We start from the raw sequence: 17,123 nt of genomic DNA, 5'->3' as shown, positions 1-17,123 counted from the left end.
CGAGGACGGCGGAGGACGGACCGGGTACGGCGCGCCCGGGCGGGTGAATCGCGGTAGCCACGCGAAGCGCTGCCGAAAACCGCCATGCGCGACCGCGATTGGGGGAGGATGCAAGGCGTGGGAACCGTCCGGATGTCCGGAGCCGGCCCGATGCGTCGGGCCGGGCGGTCCGTCGCGCACTCCGCCGCGCGGGCCGGGCGCGGCGCGGGATCGCTGATCAAGCGGATGACCCACGCGCAGGGCGCGGGCGAGACCGGGCTCGCGAAGCTGCTGGAACTCCAGGCGGTCAGCTCGGCCGGCGACATGATGATCACCATCGCGCTGGCCAGCACGGTGTTCTTCTCGGTCCCCACCGGCCAGGCCCGCGACCGGGTGGCGCTCTACCTACTGGTCACGATGGCGCCGTTCACCCTGCTCGCGCCCGTGATCGGCCCGCTGCTCGACCGGGTGCCGCACGGCCGCAGGGCGGCGATGGCCGCGTCGATGATGGCCCGCGCGGTGCTGGCCTGGTCGATGGCCTCCTCGGTGGGCGGCGGCCTCGCGCTCTACCCGGAGGCGCTGTGCGTGCTGGTCGCCTCCAAGGCCAACGGCGTCGTGCGCAGCGCGGTCGTGCCCCGGCTGCTGCCGCAGCGGATCTCGCTGGTCAAGGCGAACTCCCGGATGACGCTCGCGGGCCTGCTGGCCACGGCCGCCGCCGCGCCGGTCGGCGGGCTGCTGCACCTGATCGGCCCCGGCTGGCCGCTGTACGGCGCGTTCGTGATCTACGCGGTCGGCTCGCTGCTGTGCTTCTCGCTGCCGCACACCGTGGACTCGGCCAAGGGCGAGGGCCGTGCGGTGCTGCACGCGGACGACGAGTCGGCGCCGCCGGTGGACAAGACGATCCGGCGGCCGGGGCTGCGCACGGTCGGCGCCTCCGTCCTCTACGCGCTCCAGGCGAACTGCGCGCTGCGCGGGCTGTCGGGGCTGCTCACCTTCTTCCTGGCCTTCACCCTGCGCGAGCACCCGGTCGGCGGGCTGAGCCCGGCGTTCTCCCTCGGCCTGGTCGCGGTCGCCGCGGGCGGGGGCAACGCGCTGGGCAACGTGCTCGGCTCCTGGCTGCGCGCCCGCGCGCCCGAAGTGATCATCACCACGGTGCAGTTGATCGCCCTCGGCTCGCTGGTCTTCGGCGCGATCGTCTACGGCGTCGTGGGCGTCGTGCTGGCCGCCGGGCTGACCGGGCTGACCCAGGCGATGGGCAAGCTGTCGCTGGACGCCCTGATCCAGCGCGACGTGCCGGAGGCGGTGCGCACCTCCGCGTTCGCCCGCTCCGAGACCGTGCTGCAACTGGCCTGGGTGATCGGCGGCGGCCTGGGCATCGTGCTGCCGCTGAACGGGCTGGTCGGCCTCGGCGCCGGCGCCGCGATCGTGGCGGCCGGCGCCGCGCTGACCGGGCGGGGACTGCTGGCCGCCGCCCGGCACGGCACGCCGCACCCGCGTGCGGCGTGAGGGGGACCGCCCGGTAGCCTCAGCGTCATGACCATTCGCCGCAGTGCCGCCGCCGTGGGTGCGGTCGCCTTCGGGCTGTTCGCCCTGTCCGCCTGCACCAAGCCGACCCCGCTGGCGACCGTGACGGTCGGCAAGACCTCCGTTCACACGGAGGCGGCGTGCTACGACAACGGCAAGTCGCTCTCCACGGCCGACTTCACCAAGTGCCTCAACAGCACGCCCTCCGAGACCGTCGACGTCTCCTCCGGTGACACGGTGCACGTCGGCGTGGACCCGGCGATCGCCGACAAGGGCTGGGTCGTGGTGGTGGACCAGCAGGGCGCCTCCGGCAGGCTGACCAGCACGTACCACACGTTCAGCCCGGACCTGGTGAACCAGTTCTTCACCGACTCCAGCACCGGCCAGCAGAAGACGAAGGTCACGCTGACCATCGTCGAGAACTCCGGCGCCCAGTCCTACCAGGGCGTGTGGCACTTCGCGCTCCAGCTCAAGGGCTGACGCGCATCCCCATGCTGCTCGTGGTGACCGCGGTGGCGGCGGAGCGCGACTCCGCCGCCCGCGGGCTGACCGCGCCCGGCGGCGGTGACGGCGACGCCAACGCGGGCGTCCAGCACCCGCTGCCCGGCGACCGGACCGCGCTGCGGCTGACCGGCGGCCCGCTGGGCACCGTCGACCTGCTCGCCGCCGGCGTCGGCCCGGCGGCGGTGGCGGCGGGCACCGCGACGGCACTGGCCGCGGCCGAGGCGGCGGGGACCCCGTACGACCTCGTGATCAGCGCGGGCATCGGCGGCGGGTTCGCGCCCGCGGCGCCGGTCGGCTCCGTGGTGGTCGCCGACGCGATCGTCGCCGCCGACCTGGGCGCCGAGACGCCCGAGGGGTTCGTCCCCGTCACCGAGTTGGGCTTCGGCACCTCCCGCCACCTGCCCCCGCCCGAGCTGTCCCGGGCCGCCGCCCGAGCCGCCGGGGCCGGCCACGGCACCGTGCTGACCGTCTCCACGGTCACCGGCAGCGCCGCCCGCGCCCGTGAACTGACCGACCGGCACCCGACGGCGCTCGCCGAGGCGATGGAGGGCTTCGGCGTCGCCGAGGCCGCCGCCGCGCACCGGGTGCCGGTGCTGGAGGTGCGCGCGGTCTCCAACCCCGTAGGCCCCAGGGACCGGGCCGCCTGGCGGATCGGCGACGCGCTGGCCGCGCTCGGCGACGCCTTCCGCGCCATGGTCCCGGTACTCCAGGAAGCGACGGACCATGGCTGAGCCCCTGCGGATCGCGTACTCGCCCTGCCCCAACGACACCTTCGTCTTCCACGCCTGGGCGCACGGCCTGGTACCCGGCGCCCCCGCGCTGGACGTGACGTTCGCCGACATCGACGTCACCAACGGCATGGCCGAGCGCGGCGAGCTGGACGTGCTGAAGGTGTCGTACGCGGTGCTGCCGTGGGTGCTTCGGGAGTACGCGCTGCTGCCGTGCGGAGGCGCGCTGGGGCACGGCTGCGGGCCGCTGGTGCTCACCCGGGAGCCGGACGCCGACCTGTCGGGGCGCACGGTCGCGGTCCCGAGCGAACGGTCCACCGCCTACCTGCTGTTCCGGCTGTGGGCGGCCTCCGAGGTGCCCGGCGGGATCGGCCGCGTCGAGGTGCTGCCGTTCCACGAGATCATGCCGGCGGTGCGCGACGGCCGGGTCGACGCCGGACTCGTCATCCACGAGGCCCGCTTCACCTACGCCGACTACGGACTGCACAAGCTGGCCGACATGGGCGAGCACTGGGAGCGGACCACCGGCCTGCCCATCCCGCTCGGCGCGATCGTCGCCAGGCGCTCGCTGGGCGAGGAGCGGCTGCGCGAGCTGGCCGACGCCGCCCGCGCCTCGGTCCGCGCCGCCTGGGACGACCCGGCCGCCTCCCGCGACTACGTGCTGGCGCACGCGCAGGAGATGGACGCCCGCGTGGCCGACCAGCACATCGGGCTGTACGTCAACGAGTTCACCGAGGACCTCGGCGAGAAGGGCTACGCGGCGGTGCGCGGGCTGCTCACCCGGGCCGCGGCCGAGGGCCTGGTGCCGCCGCTGGGACCGGACGCGCTGCGCTTCCCCTGATCAAGGGAGGCCGCCCGCGAGGGGCCGCTCGCCGAAGGGCGGCTCCGCGCGCGGGCTTCACGGCCGCGCGCGGGGTCCGCCGGCGTACGAACGCGGGCGTCCGGCCGGACGCCCGCCTGTCAGACGTCCAGCTGGTCGGCGACCGCGCGCAGCACGCCCGCGATCTTGCGTCCGTGCGTCTTCTCCGGGTAGCGGCCGCGCTGGAGCGAGCGGGCCACGTCCTCCAGCAGGCTGGTGAGGTCCTGGACGATCGGCAGCAGTTCGTCGGGCTTGCGGCGCTGCGCGGCGGCGACCGAGGGCGCCGGGTCGAGCACGGTCACCGACAGCGCCTGGTCGCCGCGCTGTCCGGCGACCACGCCGAACTCCACGCGCTGGCCGGGCTTGAGCGAATCCACTCCGGCGGGGAGCACGGACGAGTGCACGAAGACGTCGCCGCCGTCGTCGCGGGAGAGGAAGCCGAAGCCCTTCTCGCTGTTGAACCACTTGACCTTGCCGGTTGGCACGTCCGACCTCGTCCTCGTCACTCGGGAAACACCTGGCACCGCACGGACCGGGAGTCCGGTTCTTTTTCCCGGGCCGGACCCCGGCCGGGGCCGGACAGCAGTGGAGCGGGCCCGGTGGCCCGCCTCCCACCAGGCTAATGGTCCCGGCGCGGGTGACAAGACGCTCCCGGGCCCCGTCCCCCGGCGCTCTGGACGCGACCTACCCTATTGAGGTGACCAACGAAACCCCCAGGCCCGGTGACGCGCTCGTACGGATCGGCGCGATCGTGTTCATCATTGGCGCGGTAGCGACCCTCGCGACCATGACCCCGCTGTTCATCGGCACGAAGCCGCTGCCCACCCCGGCGTACTTCGTCTGCATGCTGATGGGCGTCGGCTTCGCGCTCGCCCTGGCCGGCCTGCTACGGGCCGCGCGGGCCCAGCGGCGCCAGATCCGCGAGGCCTCGGCGGCGTAGGCGGGCCCCCGGTCCTAGGCGGCGTCCTCGGCGGCGTCCTCGGGCTCTGAGGCGGCGGCGCCGTCGGTGAGCCAGTCCTCAAGCCAGCGCGGGAAGCGCGTCAGGTCGTCCAGCACGACGTCGGCGCCTTCCGCGCGCAGTTGCGCGCCGTCGCACGGACCGGTGGCGACCGCCACCGAGAACGCTCCGGCGGTACGCGCCCCGCGCACGTCGCCGACGTGGTCGCCCACGTACACCGACGCGCCGTGCTCGCGCAGCGCCTCGGCCTTCGCCTCGGCCCACAGCCAGCCGATGAGCGCGTCGGCGCCGATGCCCAGGTGGTCCAGGTGCGACTGGGCGCTGGGCTGGTGCTTGGCGGTCACCACGATGGCCCGGCCGCCCGCCGCGCGCACCGCCGCGATCGCCTCGACGGCGCCGGGCATGGCCGGGGTGGGCACGATGGCGTGGTCCACGTACAGCTCGCGGTAGCGGTCGACGGCGGCGGGGACGGCGGCGGCCGGGAACCAGTACGCCAGCTCCTGTTCCAGCGGCGGCCCGAGACGGGTGATGGCGAGTTCGGAGTCGATGTACGTCCCGGTCTCTTCGGACAGCCGGTCGTAGACGGCCTTGATGCCGGGCCGGGAGTCGATCAGCGTCATGTCGAGATCGAACCCGACCGTCAGAGGATGCGTGGCCATGCCACCCATTCTTACGCGAGCGGGATGACGCGGGGGTGACGGGCGGGAAAGCGGGGGCCTAAGGCGGCGGGGCGACGGGAGGCGGGACGGCGGCGTGAGGCGGGGCGGGCGTAGGCGGCCGGGCGGGGCGTAGGCGGCCGGGCCCGCCTCCGGGCTCGCCGCTACCGCCTGCGCGCCGCCGATGCGCGCCACAGCAGGGCCAGCGCCGAGGCGACCGCGGCGACCCGCAGCAGCGTCGGGAAGTCGGACGAGATGACCGCGCCCAGCTGTCCGCCGGCGATCGGCGCCCCCCAGCGCCCCTCGGTGCGCCCCCACAGCCACAGCACCGCGCCCAGCGCGACCAGCCCAGGCGCCCCGAGCGCGGCGAACTTCGCGTCGCGGCGGCTCATGCCCCGGCTGGTGTACGCCAGCACCCAGCCCGCCCCCAGCGCTATCCCGTTGCCCAGCACCGCCCCCGCCAGCAGCGCGAGCGCGCCCAGCAGTTCCAGCGGGCCCACCGGCAGCCCCCGGCGTCCCGCCACCTCCCGCGCGACCGGGTCCGGCGCGGCGGCTCCCCGGCGGCGCAGGCGCAGCCGGGGGAACGGGCGGCGGCCCGCAGCGGCGCCCGCCACCGCCTCCACGGCCTCGTCGTCCTCGCCGTCACCGTCCGCGTCGTCCTCCTCGCCGGGATCGTCGAACTCCGACAGGAAGATCCCGCCGGTCCAGCCGCCGCCCAGGATCTCGTTGGTCCGCGCGGCGCTGCGCGGCGCGGGGACCCGCCACCACTCGGGGCCGCCCCCGGCCGGCACCTCGGGCCCTGGCTCCGTACCGGACCCACGCGACCCGCCGGAGGGCTCCCGCTCGCCCCGCTTGTCGAACGACACCGCGTCCTGCCGTTCGGCACGCGCGGCGGACGCGGTCGCCCGCGGTCCCGGCGCCTCCGGTCGCGGCGAGCGTTCGGACGGCTCGGGGCGAGGGGCGGAGGCCCGCGGCGGCTGCGGCGCCTCGGCCTCGCCGGGCCTGCTCGCGGCGGCGGCCACCACGTCGTCCGGCGAACCGAGCCTGCCCAGGATCCGCCGCACCGCCGCCGGGCTGTCGGCGGCGCTGCCGTCGCGGGCGCGGTCGATGTCGTTGCGCAGCTGGGCGACCAGCCGCATGCGCTCGGCCGCGGGCAGGGTGATCTGCGCCAGGTCGCCGACCCGGCTCAGGTAGTCGAGGACCAGCTTGTCGCTCTCGATGCCCATCGGTTCACCGCCCAGTGCCCGTGCCGCGGCCAATGCCCTTGCCGCGGCGCCCCGTTGACGGTACCGCCACCGCCCCTCGCGTCACAGCAGCGCAGCGGCGACGCGTCGCCCCCCGCCGCCTTGTCGGCGTCAGGCCCTAATGTTGAACGGATGGCCGCACCTGAAGTGGGGAGGGGGCACGTGAACGGCGACACGGGTTCCGAGAACGCCGCCGCGCGACCCGGACCGCGCACTCTCGCCGAGGATCTGCGCGCCCGGGGCGACGAGGCGGTGGTCGCGCTGCTGCGCGCCCGCCCCGACCTGGTCAGCCCGGTTCCCAACGACCTGACCCAGCTCGCCACCCGGGCCGGGACCCGGGCGTCGGTGCTGCGCGCGCTGGAGCGGCTGGACCGCTTCGTGCTCCAGACCGCCGAAGCGCTGGCGGTCGCGCCGGACCCGTGCCCGTACGAGGCGCTGCTCGCGCTGATGACGGGCGACGAAGGACTCGAGCCGGGCGATCCGGGTCCCGTCGCCGCCGCGCTGCCCAGGGCGGTCGGCGTGCTGCGGGACAACGCGCTCGTGTGGGGCGGCGACGACCGCCTCACCCTGGTGCGCACCGCCCGCGACCTGCTGGCGCCCTCCGCCGCCGCGCCCTCGCCGACCGGGCTCGGGCCCACGGTCGCGGAGGCCACCGCGGGCATGTCGCCGGGCAGGCTCCAGGAGATCCTGGCCGACGCGGGACTGCCCGCCACCCACGACCCGGTGAGCGCCGTCGCCGCGCTCGCGGGGCTGCTGAGCGACCGGGCGGGTCTGCGGGAGCTGCTGGCCGCCGCCCCGGACGGCGCGACGGCGGTGCTGGACAAGCTGGTGTGGGGGCCGCCGTACGGCGAGGTGACGGGTGCCTCCGAGCCGGTGCGCGCCGCGACCGCCACCACCCCGGTGCAGTGGCTGCTGGCGCGCGGCGTACTGCTTCCGGCCGGGCCGCGCAACGTCGTGCTGCCCCGGGAGGCCGCGCTGAGTCTGCGCGGCGGGCGGGCGCACCGCGAGCCGCTGCCCGTGCCGCCTCCGCTGGAGGTGGCCGCCGCGCACGGCCCCGCGACGGCCGACGCGACGGCGGCCGGGCAGGCGTTCGGCGCCGTGCGGACGGTGGAGGAGTTGCTGAAGTCCTGGCAGACCGGCGGCCCGGCGGTGCTGCGCGCGGGCGGCCTGAGCGTGCGCGACCTGAAGCGGACCGCCGTCGAGCTGGAGGTGCCCGAGCCGGTCGCCGCGTTCTGGCTGGAGCTGGCGTACGGCGCCGGGCTGCTCGCCTCCGACGGCGAGGTCGACGAGGTCTACGCGCCCACCCCCGCGTACGACGAGTGGCTGCGCCTGCCCCCGCAGGAGCGCTGGACGCGGCTGGTCACCGCCTGGCTCCCGGCCACCCGCACGCCCGGCGCGGTCGGTGCCCGCGATGCCAAGGGGCGTGCGCTGGCGGCGCTCGGCCCGGGCCTGGACCGCTCGCTCGCGCCGGAGGTGCGCCGCCGCGTCCTGGAGCTGCTGGCGTCGGTGCCGGAGGGCGCGGCGCCCACGGCGGACAGCGTGCCGGCGCGGCTGCGGTGGGAGTGGCCGCGACGCGGCGCGGGACCGGACGACACGTTGTCCCGGCTGGTCCGCTGGACGTTGGAGGAGGCCGAGTCGCTGGGCGTGACCGGGCGCGGGGCGCTGGCCTCGTTCGGCCGCGACCTGCTGGACGGCTCCGCCGAGCGCGCCGCCGCACGACTGCGCCCGCTGCTGCCGGAACCGCTGGACCACGTGCTGCTCCAGGCCGACCTGACGGCGGTCGCGCCGGGGCCGCTGATGGCACCGCTGGCGGAGTTCATGGACACCGCCGCCGAAGTGGAGTCCAAGGGCGGCGCTACCGTCTACCGCTTCACCCCCGGCTCGGTGCGCCGGGCGCTGGACGCCGGGCGCACCGCGGACGACCTGCACGCCTTCCTTGCCGCGCACTCGCGCACGCCCGTGCCCCAGCCGCTGACCTACCTCATCGACGACGTGGCCCGCCGCCACGGCAGGCTCCGGGTCGGCGCGGCCTCGGCCTACCTGCGGTGCGACGACGACGCGCTGCTCGCCGAGATCCTCGCCGACCGGCGTGCCTCCGGGCTGGGCCTGCGCCGCCTGGCGCCGACCGTGCTGGCCTCGCGCACCGACCCCGCGGCGCTGCTGGAGCGGCTGCGCGGCATGGGGTTCGCGCCGGCGGCCGAGTCGGCCGAGGGCGACGTGCTGATCACCCGCGCCGACGCCCACCGCACCCCGCCGCGTGCCGCGCCGGTGCCGGTGCCGGACGGCCCGGCGGTCCCGGACGACCGGCTGCTGGCGGCGGCGGTGAAGGCGATCCGGGCGGGCGACCGCGCCGCCACCGCCGTGCGGGGCCCGGCCGGGGAGCGCCGCGCCGTCCCGCGCACCTCCTCCGCCGAGACGCTCGCCACGGTCCAGGCCGCCGTGCTGACCGGCGACCCGCTGTGGATCGGCTACGTCAACGCCGAGGGCGCCGCCACCCAGCGCGTCATCGAACCGGTCAGGGTGGAGGGCGGCTACGTGACCGCCTACGACCACACCACCGACGAGGTCCGCACCTTCTCCCTGCACCGCATCACGGGGACGGCGGAACTGACGAACGAGACGCCCTGAGCCCGGCGCGTTCGCGCACCCTGGCGACGCGGTAGCTCTGCCACCAGTGCCGCCGCCTGGGGTGCAGCGCCCGGCCGACGAGACGGCCGACCAGCAGGTAACCCAGCAGCGCGCCCGCGGTGTTGAGGATGACGTCGTCGATGTCGAAGGCCCGGCCCTCGACGAGCGTGCCCTGCGCGGTCTCCACGCACAGCATGACGAACGCGGTCACCACGACCACCCGCACCAGGCCCCGGGTGCGCGGGAAGAGCACCGGCAGCAGCATGCCGAACGGCACGCCCAGCACCACGTTCCCGCCGATCTGCTTGACGGAGTCCCGCCAGTCGGGCTGGTCGAGGTAGGCGCGGATCGACGCCAGGGGACGGAAGTTGGCGTGCACCAGCGACCGCGACGCGGGCGACGGCACGAGCGTGACCCTGGCCAGCAGCACCGCGAACGCCACCATGCCCACGAACGCGACCAGCATCACGACCGCCCGCACCACCCGCCCGGCCCGCGGCCTGCGCCGCTCGGCCCACTCCCGCTCCCACGCGGCCTCCCGCTCCCGCTCCCGACGCCCGGCCCGGACCCGAGCCGCCCGCCGCTCGGCGGTCCGCGCCCGCCACCGTTCGCGTCCCGCGACGACCCGAGCCCGCCACCGCCCGTTCTCCGGCCGCTTCCACCACGCCCGGGCGCGCCCGCCGCGTCGCTTCCGCCCGCCCGCGCCACGCTCCCGCCATCGTGCGACACCGTCCACGAGGACCTCCCGCCCTCACGCCCTGCCGACCCTCCGCCCGAACGCCTACCCGCGCACCGGCACCCCACTCGGCCGGGCGGTTGAACTGGCCGCGGTCGCAGGTGAGTTGCAGCCCGAACGAACACACCGGGCGCACGCGCGCGGTGGACAGGCGCATGGCCGCGCCAGGATGTCCGAGGGCTCGACCGGCCACACCACTTGCGTCGGTCCCCAAGTGCGGCCGCTGTCACGGCTGATCCGAAGGGTCATGCGAGGCCGCTCACCGGTGTCCGTGCCAGGAGCTTCGTGCCCGTCATCAGCACGTGGGCACCTCCCACAAAGCCCACTTCGGGACGTCCTGACAGAGGTAGAACGTCCCTACCAACGTCCCGGCAGGAGGGTGAAGACCGAATGTCCAACGAGAGATCACGAGTAGCCATGGCGGCGGGCGGGTGGACCAACGCCGGCCTGGCCGCGAAGGCCGAGGTGGACCCCAAGTCCGTTGAGCGGTGGGTGAACCTCGGCCGCGGGAAGCTTCGAGGCCGTCTGGGCATCGGCCACGCCCGTAGCGGGAGGGTGAGCGATGCCACGGACCGAGTACTACGACGACTCCGCCGCCCCGAAGCCGAACAGCCTGGTCGTCGCCGCCTCTGCCGTCGTCACCGACGAGGCCGGACGCATCCTGTTGCAGCGTCGCGAGGACAGCGGCCTGTGGGCGCTTCCCGGCGGCGGTATGGAGATGGGTGACTCGCTTCCGGGGGCCGCCGTGCGCGAGGTCAAGGAGGAGACGGCTCTCGACATCGAGATCACGGGTCTCGTCGGCACGTACACCGACCCCCGCCATGTGATCGCGTACAGCGACGGCGAGGTGCGCAGGCAGTTCAACGTCTGCTTCACCGCACGCGTGACCGGTGGCGCGCTCGCCGTCTCGGACGAGTCCACGGAACTGCGATTCGTCGCACCGGACGACCTGGCGGTGCTGCCGATGCACCACACGCAGCGGCTGCGGCTGCGGCACTACCAGGAGGCCCGCGACCAGCCATACCTGGGCTGAAGGCTTCCCGGCGCGGTGCGGCCCGGGCCGTCCCGCCCGCGCTCAGCCGTCCCGTCGGCGCACTCAGCCGGGGCGGAGCCGACCCGTGACGCCATGAGGCACACTGGAGGATTAGCCCAACGCGATCGGAGAGGCGGAGAGCGCGTGAACGGACCCCTCATCGTCCAGAGCGACAAGACGCTGCTGCTGGAGGTGGACCACCCCCAGGCGGACGACTGCCGGCGGGCCATCGCGCCGTTCGCCGAGCTGGAGCGGGCACCCGAGCACATCCACACCTACCGGGTCACCCCGCTCGGGCTGTGGAACGCGCGGGCCGCCGGTCACGACGCCGAGCAGGTCGTGGACGCGCTCGTGCAGTACTCGCGCTACCCGGTGCCGCACGCGCTACTGATCGACGTCGCCGAGACGATGGCCCGCTACGGGCGACTGCGGCTGCTGAAGCACCCGACGCACGGCCTGGTGCTGGAGACCACCGACCGCCCGGTGCTGCACGAGGTGCTGCGATCGAAGAAGGTCCAGCCGCTGGTGGGCAAGCGGATCGACGAGGACAGCGTGATCGTCCACCCCTCCGAGCGCGGGCAGATCAAGCAGGTGCTGCTCAAGCTCGGCTGGCCCGCAGAGGACCTGGCGGGCTACGTGGACGGCGAGGCGCACCCGATCGAGCTGGAGCAGGACGGCTGGGAGCTGCGCCCGTACCAGCAGCAGGCCGTCGACGGCTTCTGGCACGGCGGCTCCGGCGTGGTCGTGCTGCCGTGCGGCGCGGGCAAGACGCTGGTGGGCGCGGGCGCGATGGCGCGGGCCAAGGCGACCACGCTGATCCTGGTGACCAACACCGTCTCCGCCCGGCAGTGGAAGCACGAACTGGTCCGCCGCACCTCGCTGACCGAGGACGAGATCGGCGAGTACAGCGGCACCCGCAAGGAGATCCGGCCGGTCACCATCGCCACGTACCAGGTGCTGACGACCAAGCGGAAGGGCGTCTACCCGCACCTGGAGCTGTTCGACTCCCGCGACTGGGGCCTGATCGTCTACGACGAGGTGCACCTGCTGCCGGCGCCGGTCTTCAAGTTCACCGCCGACCTCCAGGCGCGCCGCAGGCTCGGGCTGACCGCGACCCTGGTGCGCGAGGACGGCCGCGAGTCCGACGTCTTCTCGCTGATCGGCCCCAAGCGCTTCGACGCCCCCTGGAAGGAGATCGAGGCGCAGGGCTACATCGCCCCGGCCGACTGCGTCGAGGTGCGGGTCAACCTCACCGACGCCGAACGCCTCGCGTACGCGACCGCCGAGACGGAGGAGAAGTACCGTTACTGCGCCACGACCGCGACCAAGCGGCGGGTGACCGAGGCGCTGGTGGCCCGGCACCGGGGGCAGCAGACGCTGGTCATCGGCCAGTACATCGACCAGCTGGACGAGCTGGGCGAGCACCTGGACGCACCGGTGATCAAGGGCGAGACGACCAACGCGCAGCGCGAGAAGCTCTTCGACGCCTTCCGGCGCGGGGAGATCAGCGTGCTGGTGGTCTCCAAGGTCGCCAACTTCTCCATCGACCTGCCCGAGGCGACCGTCGCCATCCAGGTCTCCGGCACCTTCGGCTCACGCCAGGAGGAGGCGCAGCGGCTCGGCCGGGTGCTGCGGCCCAAGGCGGACGGCCACGAGGCCCGTTTCTACTCGGTCGTCGCGCGCGACACCGTCGACCAGGACTTCGCCGCGCACCGGCAGCGCTTCCTCGCCGAGCAGGGCTACGCGTACCGCATCGTGGACTCCGACGACGTGCTGGCGGGCGTCGACCTCGCCACCGACGACCTCGCCACCGAGGGGCCCGCCGGAGGCGGACTGACCGGCGACGACCTGACCGGCGACGAGGTGTAGCGGCGTATTCGCCAGACGGCGAAGGCAAGGAAGGCCAGGCCCAGCACGGGGTACGGCGACGCCAGCGGCTGCTGCCACCACGGCAGCCGCAGCACGTAGGAGCCGGGGCGGTGCACCAGCCACATGGTGCGCGCGGTGAAGGCGACCAGCACCAGGCCGAGCACCGCCCAACGCCACGGGACCCGGCGTGCCTCGGCGGCCAGCACGATCAGCAGCGGCACGCACCACACCCAGTGGTGCGTCCAGCTGATCGGCGAGACCAGCAACGCGGTGACCGCCGCACACAGCACCCCCCACGTCTCCAGCCCGCGCCGCGCCGCCCACGCGGCCACCACCACCCCCGCCACCGCGACCAGCGCGGCGGGCACCTGCCACCACAGGCCCGGCGCGGTGGTGTGCAGCAGCCGGGCGACGAGTCCTTGGAGCGACTGGTCGTCCACCGTCCACACCTTGCCGACCCGCGAGGTGTCGAACATCTCGCGCGTCCAGTAGTCCGCGCTGGCGGCGGGCAGCGCCAGCCAGCCCACCAGCGCCGTGCCCGCGAACGCGGCGGCCGAGGTGGCGGCCGCCCTGCGCCGTCCGGACAGCAGCAGGTAGACGACGAACAGCGCGGGCGTCAGCTTGATCCCGGCGGCCACACCGGTGGCGACGCCCTTGCCGCGCGCGCCGTCGGGCCGGGAGAGGTCCCACAGGACCAGGCAGTCCAGCGCCAGGTTCACCTGGCCGCACACCAGCGTCTGGAAGACCGGCTCGATCCATATCCCCAGCGCGACGACGACCAGCAGCGCCACCGGCCGCAGTCCCACCCGGCGCGGCCACCCGGCGAAGCGCATCGACAGATGGGCGAGAACGCCGAGCAGCACGACGTTGGCCTCGGTGACCACCAGCCGCAGCACGTGCAGCGGCAGCCAGGAGGTCGGGACGAACAGAATCGCGGCGAACGGCGGATACGTCGCGGGCAGCTGCCAGCGGGTCACCCTCAGGTCGTACAGCCCGTGGCCGGTGGCGGCGGCGAGCCCTTCGGCGCGGTAGACGACGATGTCAGCCATCTCGAAGCGCATCGCCACGCACAGGCTCGCGTAGGCGAGCAGTGAGACGGCGAGCAGGGCGGTGGCGAGCAGCAAGGGACGCCGGGGGGCCGCGGCGAGCGCGGTTCTGAGGGTGGCGGGGCCAGGAGCGACCGCGGGGGTGGGTGCCCCCGGCCGGTTCCGTTCGGCGTCGCCTCGGTCGCCTCGTATCGCCGTCGTGGTCGCACTCACCTGAGCTGGCCTTCCGGTCACCGTGGTCGGTCGGCACCGGCGGTGAGCCGACACCCCCGGCGACCCTACCCAGCGACCGGCGGACCACGCCGGGCAACGGGTCAGGCGAGGCCGCCGCGCGGGCCCTGGCGGGGTATGTGCGACAGGTCGGGCTGCTTGGTGCCGTCGGTGCCGAGCACGACGACGCGGAAGGCGGTGTCGACGAAGACGCCGACGGCGCGCAGGGCACTGCCGAGAAGGTGGCGCGGATGGTCACGGCGGTCGGCGCCGGGGGCGGACCGGGCGGCCAGGTCGTCTTGGGTCGGGGCGGTGGCGGGCAGGGCCGAGATGGCCGTGCTGCCGCGGATCGGGTTCAGTGTGTGGGTAGCCATGTCTCCACGGTAGGTTTTCACCCGATTGGCGCGCATCGGTCCCCGGGATGATCGTCCCGGCGCGTCCGCTACGACTCCAGGCTGACCCGTCACTCGGGGGAGTGAGGGCAGTCCCTCCGGGCCGTGCCGCGTGCCGTCGCCTCCCCTCCCCGAAACCCTGCGGGCCTCCCCCGAACCCCCGCGGGCCTCCCCCAAACCCCCGCGGGCCTCCTCCGAACCCCGCGGGCCGCCGCGCCCTCCTCGCCGGCCGCGGACCCGCGGAGGCTCCCCGCCCCGAAATCCATTCGCGTCCCGGCCAGCGGCGGCGTAACATCTCGCGTCTTGCTGTCTCCGCGCACCCGGTTCACCTGCCGGGTCGGGAGCGCCGCCCGGACGGAAACCGGTCGGCAGCCGAGTCGTACTACCACTCGCGTACACACAGCGGCCGCGCGTCGGCCGGGCCCTTCGCGGTGCCCGCTCGTGCGGCGGCTGTGGCGCGCCCGCGTACTTCCGGAGGCATCGCACCGTGTCCGCGCCCCTGCCCGCGCCCGAACCCGCCGGCCCAGCCACCGCACCGGCCGACGCCACCGCACCGGCCGGCCCAGCCACCGCACCGGCCGACGCCACCCCACCGGCCGCCCGCCCCGCCGTACCACCCGGCCCCGCCACCTCCGCCGGCCCGGCCGACGCGCCCGCCGCGCCCCATGGCGACGACGACCCCCTCGCGCGGGAGCGCGCCCACCTCGCCGCCTCCCGCAGCGCGCTGCGGGCCATGCGGGCGGAGGCCGAGGCGCTCGACATCCGGGACGTGACCGCGAACTGGGTCAACGCCGAGGTGCTGCAACGCCAGATCGACGACCGCATCGCCGCGCTCGCCGACCTCGCGCACACCCCGCTGTTCTTCGGCCGCCTCGACTACCTGCACGCGCCCGGCGCTGACCAGGCGGAAGGCGCCGAGGGCGAGCGCTTCTACATCGGGCGGCGGCACGTGCACGACGCCGAGGGCGAGCCGATGGTGATCGACTGGCGCGCACCCGTCTCGCAGCCGTTCTACCGGGCTTCCCGCAAGGAGCCGATGGACGTGGGGCTGCGCCGCCGTTTCGGCTACACCGGCGGCAGCCTCACCGCGTACGAGGACGAGCACCTCACGGACCCGGCCGAGGCCGAGACCAGCAGCAAGCTGCTCCAGAGCGAGATCGAGCGGCCGCGCGTCGGTCCGATGCGGGACATCGTGGCCACCATCCAGCCGGAACAGGACGAGATCGTGCGGTCCGGGATCGGCGGCACGGTCTGCGTGCAGGGGGCGCCCGGCACCGGCAAGACGGCGGTCGGGCTGCACCGGGTCGCCTTCCTGCTCTACGCGCACCGCGAACGGCTGGCGCGCACCGGCACGCTGGTGGTCGGGCCGAACCGTTCCTTCCTGCACTACATCGAGCAAGTGCTGCCCGCGCTGGGCGAGTTGCACGTGAAACAGGCCACGGTGGACGACCTGGTGGCGCACGTCGAGGTGCGCGGCACCGACTCGCCGGCCGCCGCCCGGATCAAGGGCGACGCGCGGATGGCCGAGGTCGTGCGCCGCGCGGTGCGTTCGGGAATCACGATGCCGTCCGAGGGCGTCGTCGTGGTGCGCGGTTCGCGGCGCTGGCGCGTCCCGTCGTACGAACTCCAGGAGATCGTGGAGGAGTTGGCGCGGCGCGACATCCGGTACGGGGCCGCAGCCGAGGCGCTGCCGCAGCGGATCGCGCACGCGGTGCTGGTCCGGATGGAGGCGGCGGGCGAGGCGCCGGACGACCGGGTGCAGGACGCGGTGGCCCGCTCGCAGCCGGTGAAGGCGGCGGCGAAGGCGATCTGGCCGCCGGCCGACCCGGCGAAGACGGTGCTGCGGCTGCTGTCCGACGCGGACTTCCTCGCGGAGTGCGCCGAGGGGTTGCTGACGCCCGAGGAGCAGGCCGCGATCCTGTGGGAGAAGCCGGCGCGGGGCGTGAAGTCGGCGCGCTGGTCGGCGGCGGACGCCGTGCTGGTGGACGAGGCGGCGGACCAGGTGCACCGCACGCCCTCGCTCGGGCACGTGGTGCTGGACGAGGCGCAGGACCTGTCCCCCATGCAGTACCGCGCGGTCGGGCGGCGCTGCACGACCGGTTCCGCGACCGTGCTGGGCGACATCGCGCAGGGCACCACGCCCTGGGCCACGGGCAGTTGGCAGGAGGCGCTGGCGCACCTGGGCAAACCCGACGGGCGGATCGAGGAGTTGACGCGCGGCTTCCGCGTGCCGCGCGAGGTCATCGCGTACGCCTCCCGGCTGCTGCCCAGGATCGCGCCCCGGCTGGCCCCGGCGACCTCGGTCCGCGAGTCGGCGGGCGATCTGGTCGTACGAGCCGTCGACGAGGGCGAGTTGACGGACGCCGTGGTGGTGGCGTGCCGTGAGTCGCTGCGGCGCGAGGGGTCGATCGGGCTGATCGCGGCGGACGCGCGGATCCCCCTGCTGCGGCAGGCGCTGGAGGCGGCCGGGCTGGCGTGCCTGGCGCCGGGCGAGGAGACGTCGCGGGAGTCCCGGCTGACGCTGGTGCCCGCGTCGCTGGCGAAGGGCCTGGAGTACGACTACGTGGTGGTCGACGAACCGGCCGCGGTGGTGGCCGGCGAGCCGGACGTCCGCACCGGCCTGCGCAGGCTCTACGTCGCACTGACCCGGGCGGTCTCCGGCCTCACCGTCGTGCACGCGTCGCCGTTGCCGCGGGAGCTGGCGGGGTAGGCGCGGGACGCCACGCGGGGGGGGCGGGCGGGCACGTGGCGCCCGGT

14 protein-coding genes and 2 pseudogenes are annotated in these 17,123 nt (G+C 75.0%); 10 read left to right on the top strand and 6 right to left on the bottom strand.

Going from position 1 to position 17,123, the window contains the following annotated elements:
* Positions 1-108: 108 nt before the first annotated feature.
* From CK485_RS01640 to CK485_RS01625, 4 genes are read left to right on the top strand one after another with little or no spacing between them, the layout of a single operon-like run.
* Positions 109-1,485, top strand: coding sequence for an MFS transporter (locus CK485_RS01640; RefSeq protein WP_199239196.1), 1,377 nt, complete (start codon positions 109-111; stop codon positions 1,483-1,485).
* A gap of 27 nt (positions 1,486-1,512) precedes the next feature.
* Entirely contained in the window at positions 1,513-1,983 is a 471-nt protein-coding gene (locus tag CK485_RS01635) for a hypothetical protein (protein WP_109446029.1), read from the top strand.
* Between the two features lie 11 nt (positions 1,984-1,994).
* Positions 1,995-2,738 (top strand): futalosine hydrolase, encoded by a 744-nt coding sequence (locus CK485_RS01630; protein ID WP_109446027.1) that lies wholly within the window; start codon positions 1,995-1,997, stop codon positions 2,736-2,738.
* Positions 2,731-3,576 carry a 1,4-dihydroxy-6-naphthoate synthase gene (locus tag CK485_RS01625; protein WP_109446025.1) on the top strand — a complete coding sequence of 282 codons (846 nt, stop codon included), beginning with the start codon at positions 2,731-2,733 and terminating at the stop codon, positions 3,574-3,576. Before CK485_RS01630 ends, CK485_RS01625 begins: the two co-directional genes overlap by 8 nt.
* 119 nt (positions 3,577-3,695) lie before the next feature.
* Here CK485_RS01625 and CK485_RS29995 read toward each other — a convergent pair whose 3' ends face one another.
* Positions 3,696-4,079 carry a cold-shock protein gene (locus CK485_RS29995; RefSeq protein ID WP_109446023.1) on the bottom strand — a complete coding sequence of 128 codons (384 nt, stop codon included), beginning with the start codon at positions 4,077-4,079 and terminating at the stop codon, positions 3,696-3,698.
* 212 nt (positions 4,080-4,291) lie between these two features.
* Between CK485_RS29995 and CK485_RS01615 the strand changes: the two genes are divergently transcribed.
* Entirely contained in the window at positions 4,292-4,534 is a 243-nt protein-coding gene (locus CK485_RS01615; protein ID WP_109446021.1) for a hypothetical protein, read from the top strand.
* 14 nt (positions 4,535-4,548) lie between these two features.
* Here CK485_RS01615 and CK485_RS01610 read toward each other — a convergent pair whose 3' ends face one another.
* Together CK485_RS01610 and CK485_RS01605 are read right to left on the bottom strand one after the other, a co-directional pair.
* Positions 4,549-5,211 (bottom strand): haloacid dehalogenase-like hydrolase, encoded by a 663-nt coding sequence (locus CK485_RS01610; protein WP_109446019.1) that lies wholly within the window; start codon positions 5,209-5,211, stop codon positions 4,549-4,551.
* Positions 5,212-5,372: 161 nt separating this feature from the next.
* Positions 5,373-6,434: a hypothetical protein gene (locus CK485_RS01605; RefSeq protein WP_109446017.1), complete on the bottom strand. Its 1,062-nt coding sequence runs from the start codon at positions 6,432-6,434 to the stop codon at positions 5,373-5,375.
* Positions 6,435-6,614: 180 nt separating this feature from the next.
* Between CK485_RS01605 and CK485_RS01600 the strand changes: the two genes are divergently transcribed.
* Positions 6,615-9,080: a helicase-associated domain-containing protein gene (locus CK485_RS01600; RefSeq protein WP_241968059.1), complete on the top strand. Its 2,466-nt coding sequence runs from the start codon at positions 6,615-6,617 to the stop codon at positions 9,078-9,080.
* Here the strand turns inward: CK485_RS01600 and CK485_RS01595 are convergent.
* Positions 9,043-9,816 (bottom strand): VanZ family protein, encoded by a 774-nt coding sequence (locus CK485_RS01595; RefSeq protein ID WP_241968058.1) that lies wholly within the window; start codon positions 9,814-9,816, stop codon positions 9,043-9,045. The two genes, CK485_RS01600 and CK485_RS01595, sit on opposite strands and share 38 nt — an antisense overlap.
* Before the next feature lie 390 nt (positions 9,817-10,206).
* Here CK485_RS01595 and CK485_RS29310 point away from each other — a divergent pair.
* The 3 genes and pseudogenes from CK485_RS29310 to CK485_RS01580 form a co-directional block, all read left to right on the top strand.
* Positions 10,207-10,323: pseudogene (locus CK485_RS29310) on the top strand (XRE family transcriptional regulator); the annotation flags it as partial.
* 55 nt (positions 10,324-10,378) lie between these two features.
* Entirely contained in the window at positions 10,379-10,849 is a 471-nt protein-coding gene (locus CK485_RS01585; protein ID WP_109446007.1) for an NUDIX domain-containing protein, read from the top strand.
* 144 nt (positions 10,850-10,993) lie between these two features.
* On the top strand, positions 10,994-12,718 hold the full coding sequence (locus CK485_RS01580) for a DNA repair helicase XPB (RefSeq protein ID WP_241968057.1): 1,725 nt from the start codon (positions 10,994-10,996) through the stop codon (positions 12,716-12,718).
* A 23-nt stretch (positions 12,719-12,741) separates the two neighbouring features.
* Here CK485_RS01580 and CK485_RS01575 read toward each other — a convergent pair.
* Positions 12,742-13,842 (bottom strand): annotated as a pseudogene (locus CK485_RS01575) (glycosyltransferase 87 family protein); the annotation flags it as partial.
* 236 nt (positions 13,843-14,078) lie between these two features.
* Entirely contained in the window at positions 14,079-14,348 is a 270-nt protein-coding gene (locus CK485_RS01570) for a hypothetical protein (protein WP_109446006.1), read from the bottom strand.
* Positions 14,349-14,853: 505 nt separating this feature from the next.
* Between CK485_RS01570 and CK485_RS01565 the strand changes: the two genes are divergently transcribed.
* The gene (locus CK485_RS01565; RefSeq protein WP_241968056.1) at positions 14,854-17,076 is read left to right on the top strand and encodes an ATP-binding domain-containing protein; all 2,223 of its coding nucleotides are present in this window, start codon (positions 14,854-14,856) and stop codon (positions 17,074-17,076) included.
* Positions 17,077-17,123 lie beyond the last annotated feature (47 nt).

This window comes from Streptomyces sp. ICBB 8177 (assembly GCF_003144095.1).
Taxonomy (GTDB): domain Bacteria; phylum Actinomycetota; class Actinomycetes; order Streptomycetales; family Streptomycetaceae; genus Streptantibioticus_D.
The sequence above is the reverse complement of the archived record's forward strand: the minus strand, read 5'-3'. Positions and strand labels throughout refer to the sequence as shown.